This is a genomic window from Halomonas garicola (genome assembly GCF_031935715.1).
GTDB lineage: Bacteria > Pseudomonadota > Gammaproteobacteria > Pseudomonadales > Halomonadaceae > Vreelandella > Vreelandella garicola.
The window spans coordinates 1-17,076 of record NZ_JASSZF010000006.1 but is presented as its reverse complement, the minus strand read 5'-3'; the positions used below and the strand labels follow the sequence as shown (position 1 = coordinate 17,076).

Below are 17,076 nucleotides of genomic sequence, written 5' to 3'. Positions count from 1 at the left end.
CTGTCGACGCCGGCCTTTTAGCCCACGAAACAAAACCGCCCGGACCTTGAAAAGGCCCGGGCGGTTTTTTATACGCCTGGCTAAAGCAGTGGTCTTACAGCAGCCTGCTTACCAGCCGGTCACGGCCTTCAGCGCATCGCCGATGCCCGCCAGCGAACGCACGGTCTTGACCCCGGCGTCTTCCAGCGCGGCGAATTTTTCATCCGCGGTGCCCTTGCCGCCGGCGATGATCGCCCCGGCGTGGCCCATGCGCTTGCCGGGGGGAGCGGTCACGCCGGCAATGTAGGAGACCACCGGCTTGGAGACGTTGTCCTTGATGTAGGCCGCCGCCTCTTCTTCCGCGGTACCGCCGATTTCACCGATCATCACGATGGCTTCGGTTTTCGGATCGTTTTCAAAAAGCTCGAGCATGTCGATGAAGCTGGAGCCCGGAATCGGATCGCCGCCGATGCCCACACAGGTGGACTGGCCAAAGCCGTGATCGGTGGTCTGCTTGACCGCTTCGTAGGTCAGCGTGCCCGAACGCGAGATGATGCCCACGCGGCCCGGCTGGTGAATATGACCGGGCATGATGCCGATCTTGGACTCGTCCGGGGTGATCACGCCCGGGCAGTTGGGGCCGATCAGAGTGACGCCCAGCTCGTCGCATTTCACCTTGGACTCGAGCATGTCGAGGGTGGGAATGCCTTCGGTAATGCACACGATCAGCTTGATGCCGCCGTTGGCCGCCTCGATGATCGAGTCCTTGCAGAACGGCGCCGGCACGTAGATCACGCTGGCGTCCGCGCCGGTTTGCGCAACGGCTTCCTTCACCGTGTTGAACACCGGCAGGCCCAGGTGCTCCTGGCCGCCCTTGCCCGGCGTGACGCCGCCGACCATCTGGGTGCCGTAGGCAATGGCCTGCTCGGAGTGAAAGGTGCCCTGACCGCCGGTGAAACCCTGGCAGATGACCTTGGTGTGCTTGTCGATGAGGATGCTCATTACTTGCCCTCCGCCGCGTTGACGACCTGCTCTGCCGCGTCGGTCAGGCTGGTCGCGGCGATAATGTTAAGACCGCTTGACGCCAGCTTTTCCGTACCCAGCTCGGCGTTGTTACCTTCCAGGCGCACGACCACCGGCACGTTGACGCCCACTTGCTCGACGGCGCCGATGATGCCTTCGGCAATCATGTCGCAGCGCACGATACCGCCAAAGATGTTGACCAGCACCGCCTTGACGTTGTCATCCGAGAGAATGATCTTGAACGCCTCGGCCACGCGCTCCTTGGTCGCGCCGCCGCCCACGTCGAGGAAGTTGGCCGGCTTGCCGCCGTTCAAGTTGACGATGTCCATGGTGCCCATGGCAAGGCCGGCGCCGTTGACCATGCAGCCGATGTTGCCGTCGAGAGCGACGTAGTTCAGCTCCCACTTGGCGGCGTCGGCTTCGCGCTCGTCTTCCTGGGACGGATCGCGCATGGCCTGCAGGTCCGGATGGCGGTACAGCGCGTTGCCGTCCAGATTGACCTTGGCGTCCAGGCACAGCAGATCGCCCTCGCCGGTGATCACCAGCGGGTTGATCTCCAAAAGCGCCAGATCCTTGTCGTGGAACAGCTTGGAAAGACCCAGAAAGATCTTGGTGAACTGCTTGATCTGGGCGCCTTCAAGCCCCAGAGCAAACGCAAGCTCCCGGGCCTGGTACGGCTGGGCACCGACCAGCGGGTCGACTTCCGCCTTGAGAATCTTCTCCGGCGTTTCCTCGGCGACCTGCTCGATTTCCACGCCGCCTTCGGTCGACGCCATGAACACCACCCGGCGGGTGGTGCGGTCCACCACGGCGCCCAGGTACAGCTCGGAGGCGATATCGGTGCCGTTTTCCACCAGAATCTTGGAAACCGGCTGGCCCTTGGCGTCGGTCTGATAGGTCACCAGGTTCTTGCCCAGCCACTGCTCAGTAAAGGCTCTCGCCTCTTCCGGGTCCTTGATCAGCTTGACGCCGCCGGCCTTGCCCCGGCCGCCGGCGTGTACCTGGGCCTTGACGACCCACTGCTCGCCGCCGATTTTCTTACAGGCGTCTACGGCATCTTCCGGGGTGTCCACGGCAAAATTCCTGGACACCGGCAGACCATAGTCGGCAAACAGCTGTTTGCCCTGATACTCGTGAAGGTTCATCGCTTCATGCCATTGGTTGCATGTGACTCGAACGATGGGCGACGTTCGTCCCCCATCCCCGCGCCCTGGCCGCGCGCTTCAAGTGCACGGCCAGGGCCTCACGTCACCCGCAGGTGGCGCTTCTTTACCTGAACTGGATCACTTACGCTTCTTGCGGTTGGCCATGTGGATGGCGTGTCCGTCAACGGCCAGCGCCGCTTCGTGGACCGCCTCGGACATGGTCGGATGCGCGTAGCAGGTAAGCGCCAGGTCTTCGGCGCTGGAGCCGAATTCCATGGCGATAACGCCCTGGGCGATCATCTCGCCGGCGTGCTGGCCGACGATGTGCAAACCGAGAATACGGTCGGTCTTGGCGTCGGCAATGACCTTGGCGCTACCTTCGGTAGCGTTGTTGGCCATCGCCCGGCCGCTGGCGGCAAACGGGAAGTTACCGGTCTTGACCTCGAAGCCCTGGTCCTTGGCCTCCTGCTCGGTAATGCCAACCCAGGCAATCTCCGGCGCGGTGTAGATGACGCTGGGAATGGCGTCGTAGTTCACCTCGGCCTTCTGGCCGGCGACGATGTCCGCCACCATGATGCCCTCGTCGGACGCCTTGTGCGCCAGCATCGGCCCGCGCACGCAGTCGCCGATGGCGTAGACGCCGGGCACGCTGGTGCGGCACTGGTCGTCCACGGTGATCATGCCGCGCTCGTCAAGCTCAACCTCTACGCCGTCGGCAATCACCCCTTGGGTATAGGGCTTGCGGCCGACGCAGACGATCAGCTTATCGAAGGTCATTTCCTGCTCGCCGTCGGCGTCTTCGTACTTGACCACGACTTCTTCGTCCTTGACCTCGGAGCCGGTGACCTTGGCGCCCAGCCGGATATCCATGCCCTGCTTTTTGAGCAGCTTCTGGGTCTCCTTGGCGATGGCGCCGTCGACCATGGGCAGGAAAGTGTCCATGGCTTCAAGCACGGTGACCTCTGAGCCCAGGCGGTTCCATACGCTGCCAAGCTCCAGGCCGATAACGCCGGCGCCGATGACGCCTAGGCGCTTGGGCGTTTCCTGAAACTCAAGCGCACCAGCGGAATCGACGATCAGCCCTTCGGTGAGCGGCGTCGGCGGAATTTCCACCGGTACCGAGCCCGCGGCCACCACGATGCTGTCGGCTTCGTAGGTCGCTTTCTTGCCGTCAAAGTCGGTGACTTCCACCTGCTTGTTGCCGGTCACCTGGCCGGTGCCGTCAATGGCGGTCACGCCGTTGGACTTGAACAGCCCGGAAATGCCGCCGGTGAGGTTTTTGACGATCTTGTCCTTGCGCGCCATCATTTTCTTGACGTCCATGGACACGTCGCCGCCGACGATGCCCAGCTCGTCGAAGTCGTCCCGGGCTTCAACGAACTTGTGCGTGGTTTCCAGCAGCGCCTTGGACGGGATGCAGCCCACGTTCAGACAGGTGCCGCCGTGGGATACCTTGCCCTGCTTGTCCTGCCATTTTTCCACGCAGGCGGTTTTCAGCCCCAGCTGCGCTGCGCGAATGGCGGCAACGTAACCACCGGGGCCGGCACCAATAACAATCACATCAAACTTGTCAGCCATATTGGCTCCTTTGTTCGGGCCGCCTCGCCCCGATAGAGCGAGGGCTATCTTGAATAAAGTGTCTGAACGCGTCAGGCCTTCCTGCGTGCCCGGCCCTGCGTCGAAGGCACAGGCTATACGTTAAGCAGCAGGCGTGCAGGATCTTCCAGCAGCTCCTTGATCGCTACCAGGAACTGCACGGCGTCCTTACCATCGATCATGCGGTGGTCATAGGATATCGCCAGATACATCATCGGCCGTATTTCCACCTGGCCGTCTACCGCCATCGGGCGCTCCTGGATCTTGTGCATGCCCAGAATGGCCGTTTGCGGCGGGTTGAGAATCGGCGTGGATAAAAGCGAGCCGAAAATGCCGCCGTTGGTGATGGTAAAGGTGCCGCCCTGCATCTCGTCGATGCCAAGCTTACCGTCACGCGCGCGCTTGCCAAAATCGCCGATGGTTTTTTCCACGTCGGCCATCTGCATCTGGTCGGTATCGCGCAGCACCGGCACGACCAGGCCGCGGTCGGTAGACACGGCAACGCTGATATCCTGATAGCCGTGGTAAACGATCTCTTTACCGTCGATAGAGGCGTTGACGTCGGGGAAGCGCTTGAGCGCCTCAGAGGCCGCCTTGACGAAAAAGCTCATGAAGCCGAGCTTGACGTCGTGGGCTTTCTGGAACCGCTCCTTGTACTCGGCGCGCAGCGCCATGATCGCGCTCATGTCCACCTCGTTGTAGGTGGTCAGCATGGCGGCGGTTTGCTGGGCCTCGACCAGGCGCTTGGCGACGGTCTGGCGCAGCCGGCTCATGGGCACGCGCTTTTCCGGGCGCTGGCCTTCTACCGGCGCGGGCGCTGCCTTTGCCGTCGCCGCGGCGTCCGCTTTCTTCTGCTCGCCGCCGGACTTGGCCGCGCTGCCGTCCTTGAGCGCTTTCTGGACGTCTTCCTTGAGAATCCGCCCGCCCTTGCCGGTGCCTTCAAGACGCGATACGTCCAGATCGTTTTCCGCGACCATCTTGCGCGCCGCCGGCGCCAGAATCTTGCCGCCGAGATTTTCGTCGGCGCTGTCATCGCTTTCGCCGTGGGTGTCAGTCTTGGCGGAAGAGGCCTTGTCATCCCGGCCTTCATCGCCGCCGTCCGCGTCGCCGGCCCCTTCGGTAAACAGCGCCAGCACCTCTTCGGACTCGACCTGGCTGTCGGCTTCTGCCTTGATTTCGGTAAGCGCGCCGTCGGCCGGGGCCACGACTTCAAGCACCACTTTGTCGGTTTCGATCTCGGCCAGCACTTCGTCGCGCTTGACCGCTTCGCCGACCTGCTTGTTCCAGCTGGCTACCGTGCCTTCCTGCACCGACTCGGGGAACGACGGCGCCTTGACCTCGTGCTGCTTGCCGCCGCTCTTGGCCGTGCCAGCCTGCTTGCTATCGCCGCCCTTGGCCTTCGACGACGTGTCGCCGGACGCCTCGTCATCCGCCTTTTCCTGCTTACCGCTTTCTTCCTTGCCGCTGCCACCCTTGGCAGCGCCCGCGTCGAGCTTGCCCAGCAGCTGCTCGGACTCGACGGTCTCGTCTTCATCGACGAGCACGTCGCTTAACGTGCCCGCTTCCGGTGCCACCACTTCAAGCACCACCTTATCGGTTTCAATTTCCACCAGCAGCTCGTCACGCTCGACGCTGTCGCCGGGCTTTTTGTGCCAGGTGGCAACCGTGCCCTCGGCCACGGATTCCGGAAAATTTGGTGCTTTGATTTCGGTAGCCATGTCGCTTCCCCTTAATGTGTTCGCTAAACCGGTGTGACTCACACCCTAAACAGGCGCTGATTACAGGTTGAAGGCGTCTTCGACCAGCCGGCGCTGCTGCTCGGTGTGCACGGACATATAGCCCGCGGCAGGCGCGGCAGAGGCGGGACGACCGGCAAACTTCAACTTGCCGCCAAGGCCTTCACGCAGCCTTTCGGCAACGGCGCGCATGTGGTGCTGACTGGGGTACCAGGCCCCCTGGTTCAGCGGCTCTTCCTGACACCAGACGATATCTTCCACGTGCGGATAGGCTTTCAGCACCTCCAGCAGTGCATCCTGGGCGAAGGGATACAGCTGCTCGATACGCACGATCGCCGTGTCGTAGCGCTCGTTCTCCTCGCGCCAGGCGGCAAGATCGTAGTATACCTTGCCGGCGCACAGCACCACGCGGTTGACCTCTTCCGCCACCAGGTCCGCCTGGTCGGCGATCACCATGTGGAACTCGCCGTAGGCCAGGTCTTCCAGGGTCGAGGTAGCCGCCTTGTGGCGCAGCAGCGACTTGGGCGACATCACCACCAGCGGTTTTCTCAGCGGACGGATCACCTGACGGCGCAGCAGATGGTAAATCTGGGCCGGCGTGGTCGGCACGCACACCTGCATGTTGTTTTCCGCGCTCAGCTGCAAAAACCGCTCGAGGCGCGCCGAGGAGTGCTCGGGACCCTGGCCTTCGTAGCCGTGGGGCAGCAGCATGGTCAGCCCGCACAGCCGGCCCCACTTGGTTTCGCCCGAGGAGATGAACTGGTCAATCATCACCTGGGCGCCGTTGACGAAGTCGCCGAACTGGGCCTCCCAGATCACCAGGTCGTTGGGCGCGGTGGTGGCATAGCCGTACTCAAAGGCCAGCACGGCCTCCTCGGAGAGGAAGGAGTCGTGGATGGTAAAGCTCGGCTGGCCGTCGCTGATATTTTGCAGCGGCACGTAGGTGCTGCCGTCCTTCTGGTTGTGCACCACGGCGTGGCGGTGGGAGAAGGTGCCGCGCCCCGTGTCCTGTCCGGTGAGGCGGATCGGGTGCCCCTGGTCAAGCAGCGTGGCGTACGCCAGGGTCTCGCCAAAGCCCCAGTTGATGGGCGTTTCCCCCGCCTGCATCTTGCGCCGTTCGCTGTAGATCTTTTCCACCTGCCGCTGGGCCTCAATGCCCTCGGGAATATCGCACATGCGCTCGGCCAACAGCTGCATGCGCTGCATGTCAAAGGTGGTATCGGCGTAGCCGGTCCACTCATGCCCCAGGTACGGCTGCCAGTTGACGAACAGCGCCTCGTTGGGCTTTTGCACCAGGGCGTTGGCCACGTGATTACCGGCCATCAGATCGTCGCGGTACGTCTCCTCCATGGCGTCGGTATCGTCCTTGCTGACGACGCCCTGTTTGACCAGACGATCGACGTAGAGCGACCGCGCCGAGGCGTGCTCCTTGATCTTGGTATACATCATCGGCTGGGTACCGGACGGCTCGTCGGCTTCGTTGTGGCCGCGGCGGCGGTAGCAGACCAGGTCGATGACCACGTCTTTCTTGAACTGCTGGCGATAGTCGAGCGCCACCTGGGTGGCATGGAGGACGGCGTCGGGATCATCGCCGTTGACGTGGAAAATCGGCGCCTGCACCATTTTGGCGATGTCGGTGCAGTATTCGGTCGAGCGCGCATCCAGCGGGTGCGAGGTGGTAAACCCGATCTGGTTGTTGATCACGATATGCACGGTACCGCCGGTGCGGTAGGCGCGGGTCTGGGACATCTGGAATGTCTCCATCACCACGCCCTGGCCGGCCAGAGAGGCGTCACCGTGGACGTTGATCGGCAGCACCTTTTCGCCGTTGGGATCCTGACGGCGGTCCTGGCGCGCGCGCACCGAGCCTTCCACTACCGGGGCGACGATTTCCAGGTGCGAGGGGTTGAACGAGAGCGCCAGATGGACTTCGCCGCCCGGCGACATGACGTTGGAGCTGAAGCCCTGGTGATACTTGACGTCACCCGAGCCGCGTTCGATCACCTTCTTGCCGTCGAACTCGTCGATCAGGTCGGCGGGGTTCTTGCCAAGGATATTGACCAGCATGTTCAAGCGCCCGCGGTGGGCCATGCCGATGACGACTTCCTTGGCGCCGTAGCCGCCCGCCCGCTGGATCAGCTCGTCCATCATGGGGATGAAAGTCTCGCCGCCTTCCAGGCCAAAGCGCTTGGTCCCGGGATACTTGGAGGCGAGGTAGTTTTCCAGCCCTTCGGCGGCGGTCAGGCGCTCAAGCACGTGCCGGCGCACCTCGTCGCTGAATTTGGGCGCGCTGCGTACCGATTCGAAACGGCGCTGCAGCCAGCGCTTTTCTTCGGTATCGACAATGTGCATGATTTCGCAGCCGATGGAGCGACAGTAGGTGCGCTCCAGGGCGTCGACGATATCGCGCAGCGGCGCCTTGTCGATACCCAGAAAAAACGACCCGGTCTGAAACTCGGTGTCCATGTCGTCTTTGGACAGCTGATGGAAGGACAGATCAAGGTCGGGGACGGGGGTGGGGTCACGCAACCCCAGCGGGTCAATATCGGCTTTCTGGTGCCCGCGAAAGCGGTACGCGTTGATCAGCTGGAGCACCTTGACCTGTTTTTTACCGACGTTGTCGTCGGCGGTAACGGCGCCTGAGCGCTGCTCCTGGCCCAGCTTGTAGAACTGATCGCGTACGGGGGTCAGCGGCACATCTTCTTCGGCGCCGCCGTCGGGCCTGGGCAACTCATCAAAATAGCGACGCCACTCGTCGGGAACGGCGTCTGGGTTGTCAAGGTACTGCTCAAATAGCGCTTCCGCATAGTGAGCGTTGCCGCTGCTCACGTGGGAGGAACGCCACATCAACTCCATTATGCCTTGTTGCATCTCTCGGTCACCCTGCACTGATGGGGTGGTATCGCTGCGCCGAGCGCGCGGCGACATCGTGATTGCGTAAAACGGTGCGACGTCGCGCCGCACCGCTTAATGGGCCATGATAACAAGCTACGCGCTGCGGTTTAAGTGGCTGCCGTGCAACTTGATGCAGCAAGCCGCATCATTTGGGCTGCACGACCCGGGCCACACAACCGTAGGGCAGCCGGGCTAGGTCGCCTCGGCTACCAGCATTTCGCGAATCTTGCCGATGGCGCGGGTCGGGTTCAGCCCCTTGGGACAGAACGCCACGCAGTTCATGATGCCGCGGCAGCGGAATACCGAGAACGGGTCCTGAAGGTCGGTCAACCGCTCCCGTGTCGCGGTATCCCGGGAATCGGCGAGAAAGCGATAGGACTGCAGAAGCCCCGCCGGGCCAACAAACTTGTCGGGGTTCCACCAGAACGACGGGCAGGCCGTGGAGCAGCAGGCGCACAGGATGCACTCGTACAGGCCGTCGAGCTTTTCGCGGTCTTCCGGCGACTGCAGCCGCTCGATGGTGGGCTCGGGCTCGTCGTTTTGCAGGTACGGCTGAATGCGCTCGTACTGCTTGTAGAAGATCGCCATATCCACGACCAGGTCGCGGATAACCGGCAGGCCCGGCAGCGGGCGCAGCGCTATCTTGCCTTTTTTCACCACGTCGGAAAGCGGGGTGACGCAGGCCAGCCCGTTCTTGCCGTTCATGTTCATGCCGTCGGAGCCGCATACCCCTTCGCGGCAGCTGCGGCGAAACGCCAGGCTGGAATCCTGCTCTTTCATCATGTGCAGAACGTCCAGCACCATGACGTCGCGGCCTTTTGTATCGACCTGAAACTCCTGCATGTACGGCGCAGAATCGGTTTCAGGATTGTAGCGATATATCGATACCTGAAGATTGGACATCGTGACTCCCTCTCGTCTGCGCGTAATCAGTAAGTACGGATCTTGGGTTCGAACGTGTCGACGGTCTTGGGCGTGAAGTTGACGTCGCGCTTACCCAGCCGCTTCTCGGCGGGGAAGTAAATCGAGTGCTTCAGCCAGTTGACGTCGTCACGGTCGGGATAGTCGTAGCGCGAATGCGCGCCGCGGCTTTCCTTGCGCTCAAGCGCAGAAATCGCCGTGGCTTCGGCCACTTCCATCAGGTTATCCAGCTCCAGCGCCTCGACCCTGGCAGTGTTGAAGGCGTTGGACTTGTCCGGCAGGTAGGCGTTGTCGATCCGCTTGCGCAGCTCGGCCAGACGCTTGACGCCTTCCTGCATCTTCTGCTCTTCGCGGAATACGCCGAAGTCGGTCTGCATGATGTCCTGCAGGGCGCGCTTGAGCTCGGGCACGGACTCGCCGTCGCCGGACTCGTTCCAGCGCTCCAGACGCTTCATCGCCGCCTGGATATCCGCCTCGTTGGCGTCCAGGTACTCGATGCCCTCGTTCAGCGCGCTTTCGATGAACTTGCCCGCCGAGCGGCCAAAGACCACCAGGTCCAAAAGCGAGTTGCCGCCCAGGCGGTTGGCGCCGTGAACCGAGACGCAGGCCACCTCGCCACAGGCAAAGAGGCCGTTGATCACGTGATCGTTGCCGTTTTCGTCCTGCTGGATCGCCTGGCCGTGCACGTTGGTGGGAATACCCCCCATCATGTAGTGACAGGTCGGCACCACGGGGATCGGCTCGTGTACCGGGTCGACGTGGGCAAAGGTCTTGGACAGCTCGACGATGCCGGGCAGGCGCTTGCTGAGCACCTCTTCGCCCAGGTGGTCAAGCTTGAGGAAGACGTGATCGCCGTCATCGCCGGCGCCCTTGCCGTCGAGCATCTCCATGACCATGGAGCGGGCGACGACGTCGCGGCTGGCAAGGTCCTTGGCGTTGGGCGCGTAGCGCTCCATGAAGCGTTCGCCGTCCTTGTTGATCAGGTAGCCGCCTTCGCCGCGGCAGCCCTCGGTGACCAGGGTGCCCGCGCCGTAGATGCCGGTGGGGTGGAACTGCCACATTTCCATGTCCTGCATGGGGAAGCCCGCCCGCAGCGCCATGCCGATGCCGTCGCCGGTGTTGATCAGCGCGTTGGTGGTCGAGGCGTAGATGCGCCCGGCCCCGCCGGTGGCAAGCACCGTGGCCTTGGATTTGATGTGCGCCACTTCGCCGGTTTCGATGCACATGGCAATGCAGCCCACCACGTCACCGTTGGCGTTTTTCACCAGGTCAACGGCGTACCACTCGTTAAGAAAGGTGGTGTTGTTCTTGATGTTGTTCTGGTAGAGCGTGTGCAACAGCGCGTGCCCGGTACGGTCGGCCGCCGCGCAGGTGCGCGCCGCCTGGCCGCCTTCGCCGAAATTTTTCGACTGGCCGCCGAACGGACGCTGGTAGATACGGCCGTTGTCGAAGCGCGAAAACGGCAGGCCCATGTGCTCAAGCTCGAATACCGCTTTGGGGCCTTCGGAGCACAGGTATTCCGCCGCGTCCTGGTCGGCAATGTAGTCGCTGCCCTTGACCGTGTCGTACATGTGCCAGCGCCAGTCGTCCTCGGGGTCAGCCGCGCCGATAGCGCAGGTAATGCCGCCCTGGGCCGAGACCGTGTGCGAACGTGTGGGAAACACCTTGGACAATACGGCGGTTTGCTTGCCGGACTTGGCCAGCTCCAGCGCCGCTCGCAGACCGGAGCCGCCGCCACCGATGATAATGGCGTCAAATGTCAGGCTACGCAGGTTAGACATGAATCAGGCTCCCCACAGAAGTTGAATGCCCCATACCAGGTAGGCAAAGATGGCCAGGATGATCAGCATCTGGACACCCATGCGCTGGTAGGTGGACTTGAGGTAATCGGTGGTCACGGTCCACAGGCCGACCCAGGCGTGCGCCGCCAGGGAAATAAAGGCGAGCAGCGAGAAAATCCGCATCCAGGTCTGCTCGAACAGGCCGCTCCAGGTGTAATAGTCAAGGTCGGGATGAAACAGCAGATAGGCCACGATGAATACCGTGTACACCGCCAGTACCACGGCAGACACGCGCTGCATGACCCAGTCGGAAACGCCGTTGCGACTGAAATTGGTGACGCTGGTTACCATATCCACACTCCTGCCAAAATGATCAGTACGGCGCTGATAACCACGGTGGCCTGCGCCTTCTGGATGCCGCCTTCATGGGTCACGCCGATATCGGCATCCATGAACAGGTGCTTGATGCCGGCCACAAAATGAAATGCCAGGGCCGAGACCAGCCCCCAGGCAATCAGCTTGGCCAGAAAGTTGCTGGCCAGGGCGTCGCTGACCGCATCAAAGCCCGCCGGCGACGACAGCGATTTGCTGAGCGCCCAGAAGGCAAAGATCAGGCCCACAAACAGGATGACGCCGGTGATGCGGTGCACAATTGACGTCAGTGCCGGCAGGGGGAAATGAAACGTTGTCAGATCGAGATTTACGGGTCGTTTGCTATTCACGGCTCTATACACACTCTCTTGGCCCGCTCGGCGGCGATCGGGCGTAGCCCGGGCGGGCGGTGATGGCTGGAAGGGCTCGGCCGTTGCCAAGTCGAGCACACCGCCCTTGCTACCGGCAGTGCGCTGCACGAATTATATGAATCTGAGCGCTGGCTGACAAACCAAACCCTGCGTGACTCGACCATGGTGCAAGATATCGGCACTAGGTCGCTGCTGCTAAAAAGCGCATAATGGCCCGGCCGTCCGGCCCCGCTAGCGCATCGCTTGCAGGCAGGCGCGGACGACGCCGCACCGGCGGCCACCGGCCCAATCATAGACAAAAACTGTGCCATATCACAGTTTTGTACAGCAGCGCGGCTCTCGCCGCCACCCTTGGCATTTCGGCTAATTGACAATCTTTCGGGCCCTTTTATAGTGGATTGGCTTTTTTCCCCGGCGCGCAAACCACCGCAATCTCGTACGTCCCATCCGAATTCGAAAGGAGGCCAGCATGGCTGACAGGAAAGCAACACTGACGGTAGACGGTCTGGACAAGTCGATTGAACTGCCCGTCTACTCAGGCGCCCTGGGCCCCGACGTCATCGACGTTCGCGGCCTGGTCGGCGAAGGCCTGTTCACCTATGACCCCGGCTTCATGGCAACGTCTTCCTGCCAGTCCGCCATCACCTATATCGACGGCGGCCAGGGCATGCTGCTGCACCGCGGCTACCCCATCGGCCAGCTGGCCCAGCACTCCAACTTCGTCGAGCTCTGCTACACCCTGCTGTTTGGTGACTTGCCCAACGACGACCAGTACGCCGAGTTCCAGGCGCGCATCCGCAACCACACCATGGTTCACGACCAGCTCAACAACTTCTTCAAAGGGTTCCGCCGGGATGCGCACCCGATGTCGATCCTGTGCAGCGTGACCGGCGGGCTTGCGGCCTTCTATCACGACCACATGGACATTTCCCGCGAAGAAGACCGCGTCATCAGCGCCGTGCGCCTGATCGCCAAGATGCCGACCATTGCCGCCATGGCGTACAAGTACAACATCGGCCAGCCGTTCAACTCGCCGCGCAACGACCTGAGCTACGCAGAAAATTTCCTCTACATGATGTTTGCCACGCCCGCCGAGGAATACCAGGTCAATCCGGTCTACGCCAAGGCCATGGACCGCATCTTCATGCTCCACGCCGACCACGAGCAGAACGCCTCGACCTCGACCGTGCGCATGGCGGGCTCGACCGGCGCCAACCCGTTCGCCTGCATCAGCGCCGGCATTGCCGCCCTCTGGGGGCCGGCACACGGCGGTGCCAACGAGGCGGTGCTCAAGATGCTCGACGAGATCGGCGACGACTCCGAAGAGAACATCCAGCGCTTTATCGACAAGGCCAAGGACAAGGACGATCCGTTCAAGCTCATGGGCTTTGGCCACCGCGTCTATCGCAACTTCGACCCCCGCGCCCGGGTGATGAAGGAAACCTGCGACGAAGTGCTCGAAGAGCTGGGCCTGGCCGATGACCCGCAGCTCAAGATCGCCAAGCGCCTGGAGCAGATCGCGCTGGAGGACGACTACTTCATCGAGCGCAAGCTCTACCCCAACGTCGACTTCTACTCGGGCATCGTCCTCAAGGCCATGGGCATTCCGACCAACATGTTCACCGTGATCTTTGCCGTCTCGCGCACCATCGGCTGGATTTCCCACTGGCACGAGATGCTCAGCGACAGCTACAAGATCAACCGCCCGCGCCAGCTCTACACCGGCCATGACCAGCGGGACTATCCGCAGAAGAAATAACGCGCCGCAGAAGAACGTGCGTTTCTGCTACCACAAGGCCACCTGCGGTGGCCTTTTGCGTGGGCGATCCAGTAACTTGACCTCTCCCTTTTTACCAGCAGGAGCCACCAGCCTATGCGTCCCGTCTCCACCGTTGCCTTTATCGGCCTTGGCGTCATGGGCGGCCCCATGGCCGGCCATCTGGCACGTCAGGGATTTACCCTGCGCGTCTATAACCGCACCGCCGGCAAAGCCGACGCCTGGGTCGAGCAATACGGCGGCAGCGCCCACGACACCCCCGCCGAGGCGGCCGAAGGCGCCGATTTGGTGCTCAGCTGCGTGGGCAACGACAACGACGTCCGCGACGTCACCACCGGCGAACAAGGCGCGCTTTGGGGCATGTCGCCCGGTGCTTTTCTGGTCGACCACACCACCGCCTCCGCTGACCTGGCGCTGGAGCTAGCTGAGGCCTGCCGGCAGCGCGATATCGGCTTTATTGACGCCCCGGTCTCCGGCGGCCAGCAGGGAGCGGAAAACGGCGCGCTGACGATCATGTGCGGCGGCGAGGATGCGCTGTTCCAGCACCTTGAGCCGGTCTTGGCCCACTACTCGCGCGCGGTGACGCTCATGGGGCCGGCGAGCAGCGGCCAGCTGACCAAAATGGTCAATCAGATCTGCGTGGCCGGGCTGGTACAAAGCCTCTCTGAAGGGCTGAATTTTGCCCGGCAGGCAGGGCTTGATGGCCACCGCGTGATGGAGGTGCTCTCCAAGGGGGCGGCCGGCTCCTGGCAGATGGAAAATCGTCATCGGACCATGCTCGCCGGCGACTACGATCACGGCTTTGCCGTGGACTGGATGCGCAAGGACCTTGATATCTGCCTGGGTGAAGCACGCCGGCTGAACGCTGCTCTCCCGGTTACCGCGCTGGTGGATCAGTTCTATGCCGAACTGCAGCGCCAGAGCGACGGACGCCGGGACATCACGGCGCTTTTGAAGCGCCTGCAAGCGCCCGAATGACCCTTGACATTTTCTGAAAATGACGTCGATCGGGGTTTTCCACACTTACTGTGGATAACCCTGTTTACAACCGTTAGAAAACGTTCTCTAGTCGGCATGCAGAGCGGCTCTGCCTTAAATTGGTTATTTTTTAACCTTCAGTAAGTCATTGTTTTAAAACAAAATAAAGATATCAAGCCTTTTTTCGGCCAATAATAGGCAGTTGTGCACAGCGCCCCTTCGCGGAACAGACGAAGTGGACAAGTCAAGCGCAAAACGGCGCAAAAACGCCTTTTTTTGAGGCCAGGCAAGGCGTTTGAGGCTAGCGTTACCAAGGCCCGGGGCAAGCCGGCACAGCGTCGCTTGGCAGCGGACCCAGCATGCAGAAAAAGCGGATAGCCAGGCAGCAAAAAGCGGCCGGCATCATGCGCGGCAGGGAATCAGGCAGACAGCGGAAGTGGCGTCCCATAGGGGGTTCGAACCCCTGTTACCGCCGTGAAAGGGCGGTGTCCTGGACCACTAGACGAATGGGACGCAAAGATGCCGCAATACGGCAGGAAGCAGAACGCTTCGGGGGAAATCCTGAAGAGAATGGTGGAGCCTAGCGGGATCGAACCGCTGACCTCGACACTGCCAGTGTCGCGCTCTCCCAGCTGAGCTAAGGCCCCACTTGTCTCGAGGACGGAGCGTATAATACTTATGCCCCGGGGGCGCGTCAAGAAAAAAGCGCCGCTTTTTTGCAGCGCTTTTGGCTGCGCGATCCGGGTGCCATTCAGCCAGCATTTTGGCCTTTTGCTAGGCGAGATCGCGATACTCCTTCTCCAGGCGCTTGGCCTGCTTTTTCGACACGCCGCCCAGCACGCTGACGGCGTGACGCAACCGGGCACGGGTCATATCCGAGCCGAGAATGGCCATGGCGTCCATCACCGAGGTGCTCGCGCTCGAGCCGGTGATGGCGATAAACACCGGCGCCAGAAACGCCTTCATCTTCAGCTCGAAATACGCCGCCAGCGCTTTCACTTCCTCAAGCAGCGCTTCCTTGTGCCAGGCAGGCACCGTTTCCAGCCGCCACACCAGAAACTGCAGCAGCTTGACCAGGGTCTCTTTCTCCAGCTTGACCGACTCAAACGACGCCTCGGTAATCGCCGGCAGGCCTGAGAAAAAGTGCCCGGCCAGCGGCACCACCTGGGCAAGCGTTTCCACCCGCGGGCGCACCTGGGGCAAAATCTGCCTGACGTAGTCCTCGTTGAACGCCCAGTCGCGAAGCGCCTGCAAAAAGGCGTCGTCGTCCAGGTCTTCGCGGATGTAGACGCCGTTGAGCCAGGTCAGCTTTTCCAGATCGAACACCGGCCCGCCAAGCGACACCCGGTGAATATCGAAGGCGTCAATCATTTCGCCAAGGCTGAATTTTTCCCGCTCGTCGGGCATGGACCAGCCCATGCGCCCCAAGTAGTTGGTCACCGCCTGGGGGAGAAAGCCCATGCGGCGATAATAGTTGATCGAAGTGGGATTCTTGCGCTTGGACAGCTTGGACTTGTCGGGATTGCGCAGCAGCGGCATGTGGCAGAGCACCGGCATGTCCCAGTCCAGGTACTCGTAGAGCAGCTGATGCTTGGGCGCGGAGTTGATCCACTCCTCGCCGCGCAGCACGTGGGTGATGCCCATCAGGTGGTCATCGACCACGTTGGCCAGATGGTAGGTGGGCATGCCGTCGGATTTCAGCAGGATCTGGGCGTCTACCTGAGCCCAGTCCACGTCGATACGCCCGCGCAGCATGTCCTGCACCACGCAGACCCCCTCCTTCGGCACCTTCATGCGCACCACGTGGGGCCAGCCCTCGTCGGCGCGGCGCTGCTGTTCGTCCGCCGTCAGCGCCAGGTCCTCGGGCTTCAGCGCCAGGTGCATGCCGGCCGCCTTGCGCTCCTCGCGCAGCGCGTCAAGCTCCTCGGCGGTGCGATAGCACTTGAACGCGTGCCCGGCGTCCAGCAGCTTTTGCGCGTACTCGGCGTAGATATCGCCGCGCTCGCTCTGCCGGTAGGGGCCGTGCGCCCCGCCGACGTCGGGCCCTTCGTCCCACTCGATCCCCAGCCAGCGCAGCGAATCGAGGATCATCTGCTCGGACTCCGCCGTGGAACGCGCGCGGTCGGTGTCCTCGATGCGCAGAATGAAGTCACCGCCGTGCTGGCGCGCAAAACACAGGTTAAACAGCGCCACATAGGCGGTGCCAACGTGGGGGTCGCCCGTGGGCGACGGCGCGATACGGGTACGTACGGTCATGGTGAAGTCCTTAATGTCACAAGGGGGTGAGCGTCGTCGACAAAAGCGTGGCGCCATTATACGCACCGCAACGCTTGCCGACAGCAGGCGCACCGGCATGGGGGCAAAACCGGCGCGCCTGCCTAGGGCCTGTTGACGTTTCACATTGGTAGCCATAAAAAGCCGCATGCCAAGGCCACCATGCTTTCGTAATTTCGTTTGAGCTTATCGTAGCGCGTCGCAATGGCGCGATACGGTTTCAATCGA

At 62.1% G+C, this 17,076-nt stretch carries 12 protein-coding genes, 2 tRNA genes and 1 pseudogene; 2 read left to right on the top strand and 13 right to left on the bottom strand.

The window, feature by feature from the left end; translation table 11 throughout:
• Positions 1–108: 108 nt before the first annotated feature.
• From sucD to sdhC, 9 genes are all read right to left on the bottom strand, one after another.
• On the bottom strand, positions 109–981 hold the full coding sequence (gene sucD, locus RS027_RS03735; protein ID WP_311954391.1) for a succinate--CoA ligase subunit alpha: 873 nt from the start codon (positions 979–981) through the stop codon (positions 109–111).
• The gene (sucC, locus tag RS027_RS03730; protein ID WP_311954389.1) at positions 981–2,147 is read right to left on the bottom strand and encodes an ADP-forming succinate--CoA ligase subunit beta; all 1,167 of its coding nucleotides are present in this window, start codon (positions 2,145–2,147) and stop codon (positions 981–983) included. The genes sucD and sucC overlap by 1 nt, the downstream gene beginning before the upstream one ends.
• A 138-nt stretch (positions 2,148–2,285) precedes the next feature.
• Positions 2,286–3,725 (bottom strand): dihydrolipoyl dehydrogenase, encoded by a 1,440-nt coding sequence (gene lpdA, locus RS027_RS03725; protein WP_311954386.1) that lies wholly within the window; start codon positions 3,723–3,725, stop codon positions 2,286–2,288.
• Positions 3,726–3,838: 113 nt separating this feature from the next.
• Entirely contained in the window at positions 3,839–5,461 is a 1,623-nt protein-coding gene (gene odhB, locus RS027_RS03720) for a 2-oxoglutarate dehydrogenase complex dihydrolipoyllysine-residue succinyltransferase (RefSeq protein ID WP_311954383.1), read from the bottom strand.
• Positions 5,462–5,521: 60 nt separating this feature from the next.
• Positions 5,522–8,350 (bottom strand): 2-oxoglutarate dehydrogenase E1 component, encoded by a 2,829-nt coding sequence (locus tag RS027_RS03715; protein WP_311954381.1) that lies wholly within the window; start codon positions 8,348–8,350, stop codon positions 5,522–5,524.
• Between the two features lie 216 nt (positions 8,351–8,566).
• Positions 8,567–9,277, bottom strand: coding sequence for a succinate dehydrogenase iron-sulfur subunit (locus tag RS027_RS03710; RefSeq protein WP_311954378.1), 711 nt, complete (start codon positions 9,275–9,277; stop codon positions 8,567–8,569).
• A 26-nt stretch (positions 9,278–9,303) separates the two neighbouring features.
• Complete coding sequence (sdhA, locus tag RS027_RS03705) at positions 9,304–11,076, bottom strand: succinate dehydrogenase flavoprotein subunit (RefSeq protein WP_311954376.1); 1,773 nt, start codon at positions 11,074–11,076, stop codon at positions 9,304–9,306.
• 3 nt (positions 11,077–11,079) lie between these two features.
• Positions 11,080–11,427: a succinate dehydrogenase, hydrophobic membrane anchor protein gene (gene sdhD, locus RS027_RS03700; RefSeq protein ID WP_311954373.1), complete on the bottom strand. Its 348-nt coding sequence runs from the start codon at positions 11,425–11,427 to the stop codon at positions 11,080–11,082.
• On the bottom strand, positions 11,421–11,798 hold the full coding sequence (gene sdhC / locus RS027_RS03695; RefSeq protein WP_311954371.1) for a succinate dehydrogenase, cytochrome b556 subunit: 378 nt from the start codon (positions 11,796–11,798) through the stop codon (positions 11,421–11,423). Before sdhC ends, sdhD begins: the two co-directional genes overlap by 7 nt.
• A 490-nt stretch (positions 11,799–12,288) precedes the next feature.
• On the opposite strand from sdhC, the gene gltA reads away from it, so the two are divergent.
• Positions 12,289–13,578 (top strand): citrate synthase, encoded by a 1,290-nt coding sequence (gene gltA / locus RS027_RS03690; protein ID WP_311954369.1) that lies wholly within the window; start codon positions 12,289–12,291, stop codon positions 13,576–13,578.
• A 114-nt stretch (positions 13,579–13,692) separates the two neighbouring features.
• A complete protein-coding gene (locus RS027_RS03685; protein ID WP_311954367.1) occupies positions 13,693–14,574 on the top strand; it encodes an NAD(P)-dependent oxidoreductase in 882 nt (293 codons plus the stop codon).
• A 437-nt stretch (positions 14,575–15,011) separates the two neighbouring features.
• On the opposite strand, the gene RS027_RS03680 is transcribed toward RS027_RS03685, so the two are convergent.
• From RS027_RS03680 to RS027_RS03665, 4 genes and pseudogenes are all read right to left on the bottom strand, one after another.
• Positions 15,012–15,087, bottom strand: a tRNA-Glu gene (locus RS027_RS03680).
• Positions 15,088–15,145: 58 nt separating this feature from the next.
• A tRNA-Ala gene (locus RS027_RS03675) sits at positions 15,146–15,221 on the bottom strand.
• Between the two features lie 127 nt (positions 15,222–15,348).
• Positions 15,349–16,830: a glutamate--tRNA ligase gene (gene gltX / locus RS027_RS03670; RefSeq protein WP_311954363.1), complete on the bottom strand. Its 1,482-nt coding sequence runs from the start codon at positions 16,828–16,830 to the stop codon at positions 15,349–15,351.
• Between the two features lie 140 nt (positions 16,831–16,970).
• Positions 16,971–17,076 (bottom strand): annotated as a pseudogene (locus RS027_RS03665) (IS5/IS1182 family transposase); the annotation flags it as partial.

Bases quoted from the DNA above. Each gene is read 5' to 3' on its own strand.
- sucD (WP_311954391.1), bottom strand. From the start codon at position 981: ATGAGCATCCTCATCGACAAGCACACCAAGGTCATCTGCCAGGGTTTC.
- sucC (WP_311954389.1), bottom strand. From the start codon at position 2,147: ATGAACCTTCACGAGTATCAGGGCAAACAGCTGTTTGCCGACTATGGT.
- lpdA (WP_311954386.1), bottom strand. From the start codon at position 3,725: ATGGCTGACAAGTTTGATGTGATTGTTATTGGTGCCGGCCCCGGTGGT.
- odhB (WP_311954383.1), bottom strand. From the start codon at position 5,461: ATGGCTACCGAAATCAAAGCACCAAATTTTCCGGAATCCGTGGCCGAG.
- RS027_RS03715 (WP_311954381.1), bottom strand. From the start codon at position 8,350: ATGCAACAAGGCATAATGGAGTTGATGTGGCGTTCCTCCCACGTGAGC.
- RS027_RS03710 (WP_311954378.1), bottom strand. From the start codon at position 9,277: ATGTCCAATCTTCAGGTATCGATATATCGCTACAATCCTGAAACCGAT.
- sdhA (WP_311954376.1), bottom strand. From the start codon at position 11,076: ATGTCTAACCTGCGTAGCCTGACATTTGACGCCATTATCATCGGTGGC.
- sdhD (WP_311954373.1), bottom strand. From the start codon at position 11,427: ATGGTAACCAGCGTCACCAATTTCAGTCGCAACGGCGTTTCCGACTGG.
- gltA (WP_311954369.1), top strand. From the start codon at position 12,289: ATGGCTGACAGGAAAGCAACACTGACGGTAGACGGTCTGGACAAGTCG.
- RS027_RS03685 (WP_311954367.1), top strand. From the start codon at position 13,693: ATGCGTCCCGTCTCCACCGTTGCCTTTATCGGCCTTGGCGTCATGGGC.
- gltX (WP_311954363.1), bottom strand. From the start codon at position 16,830: ATGACCGTACGTACCCGTATCGCGCCGTCGCCCACGGGCGACCCCCAC.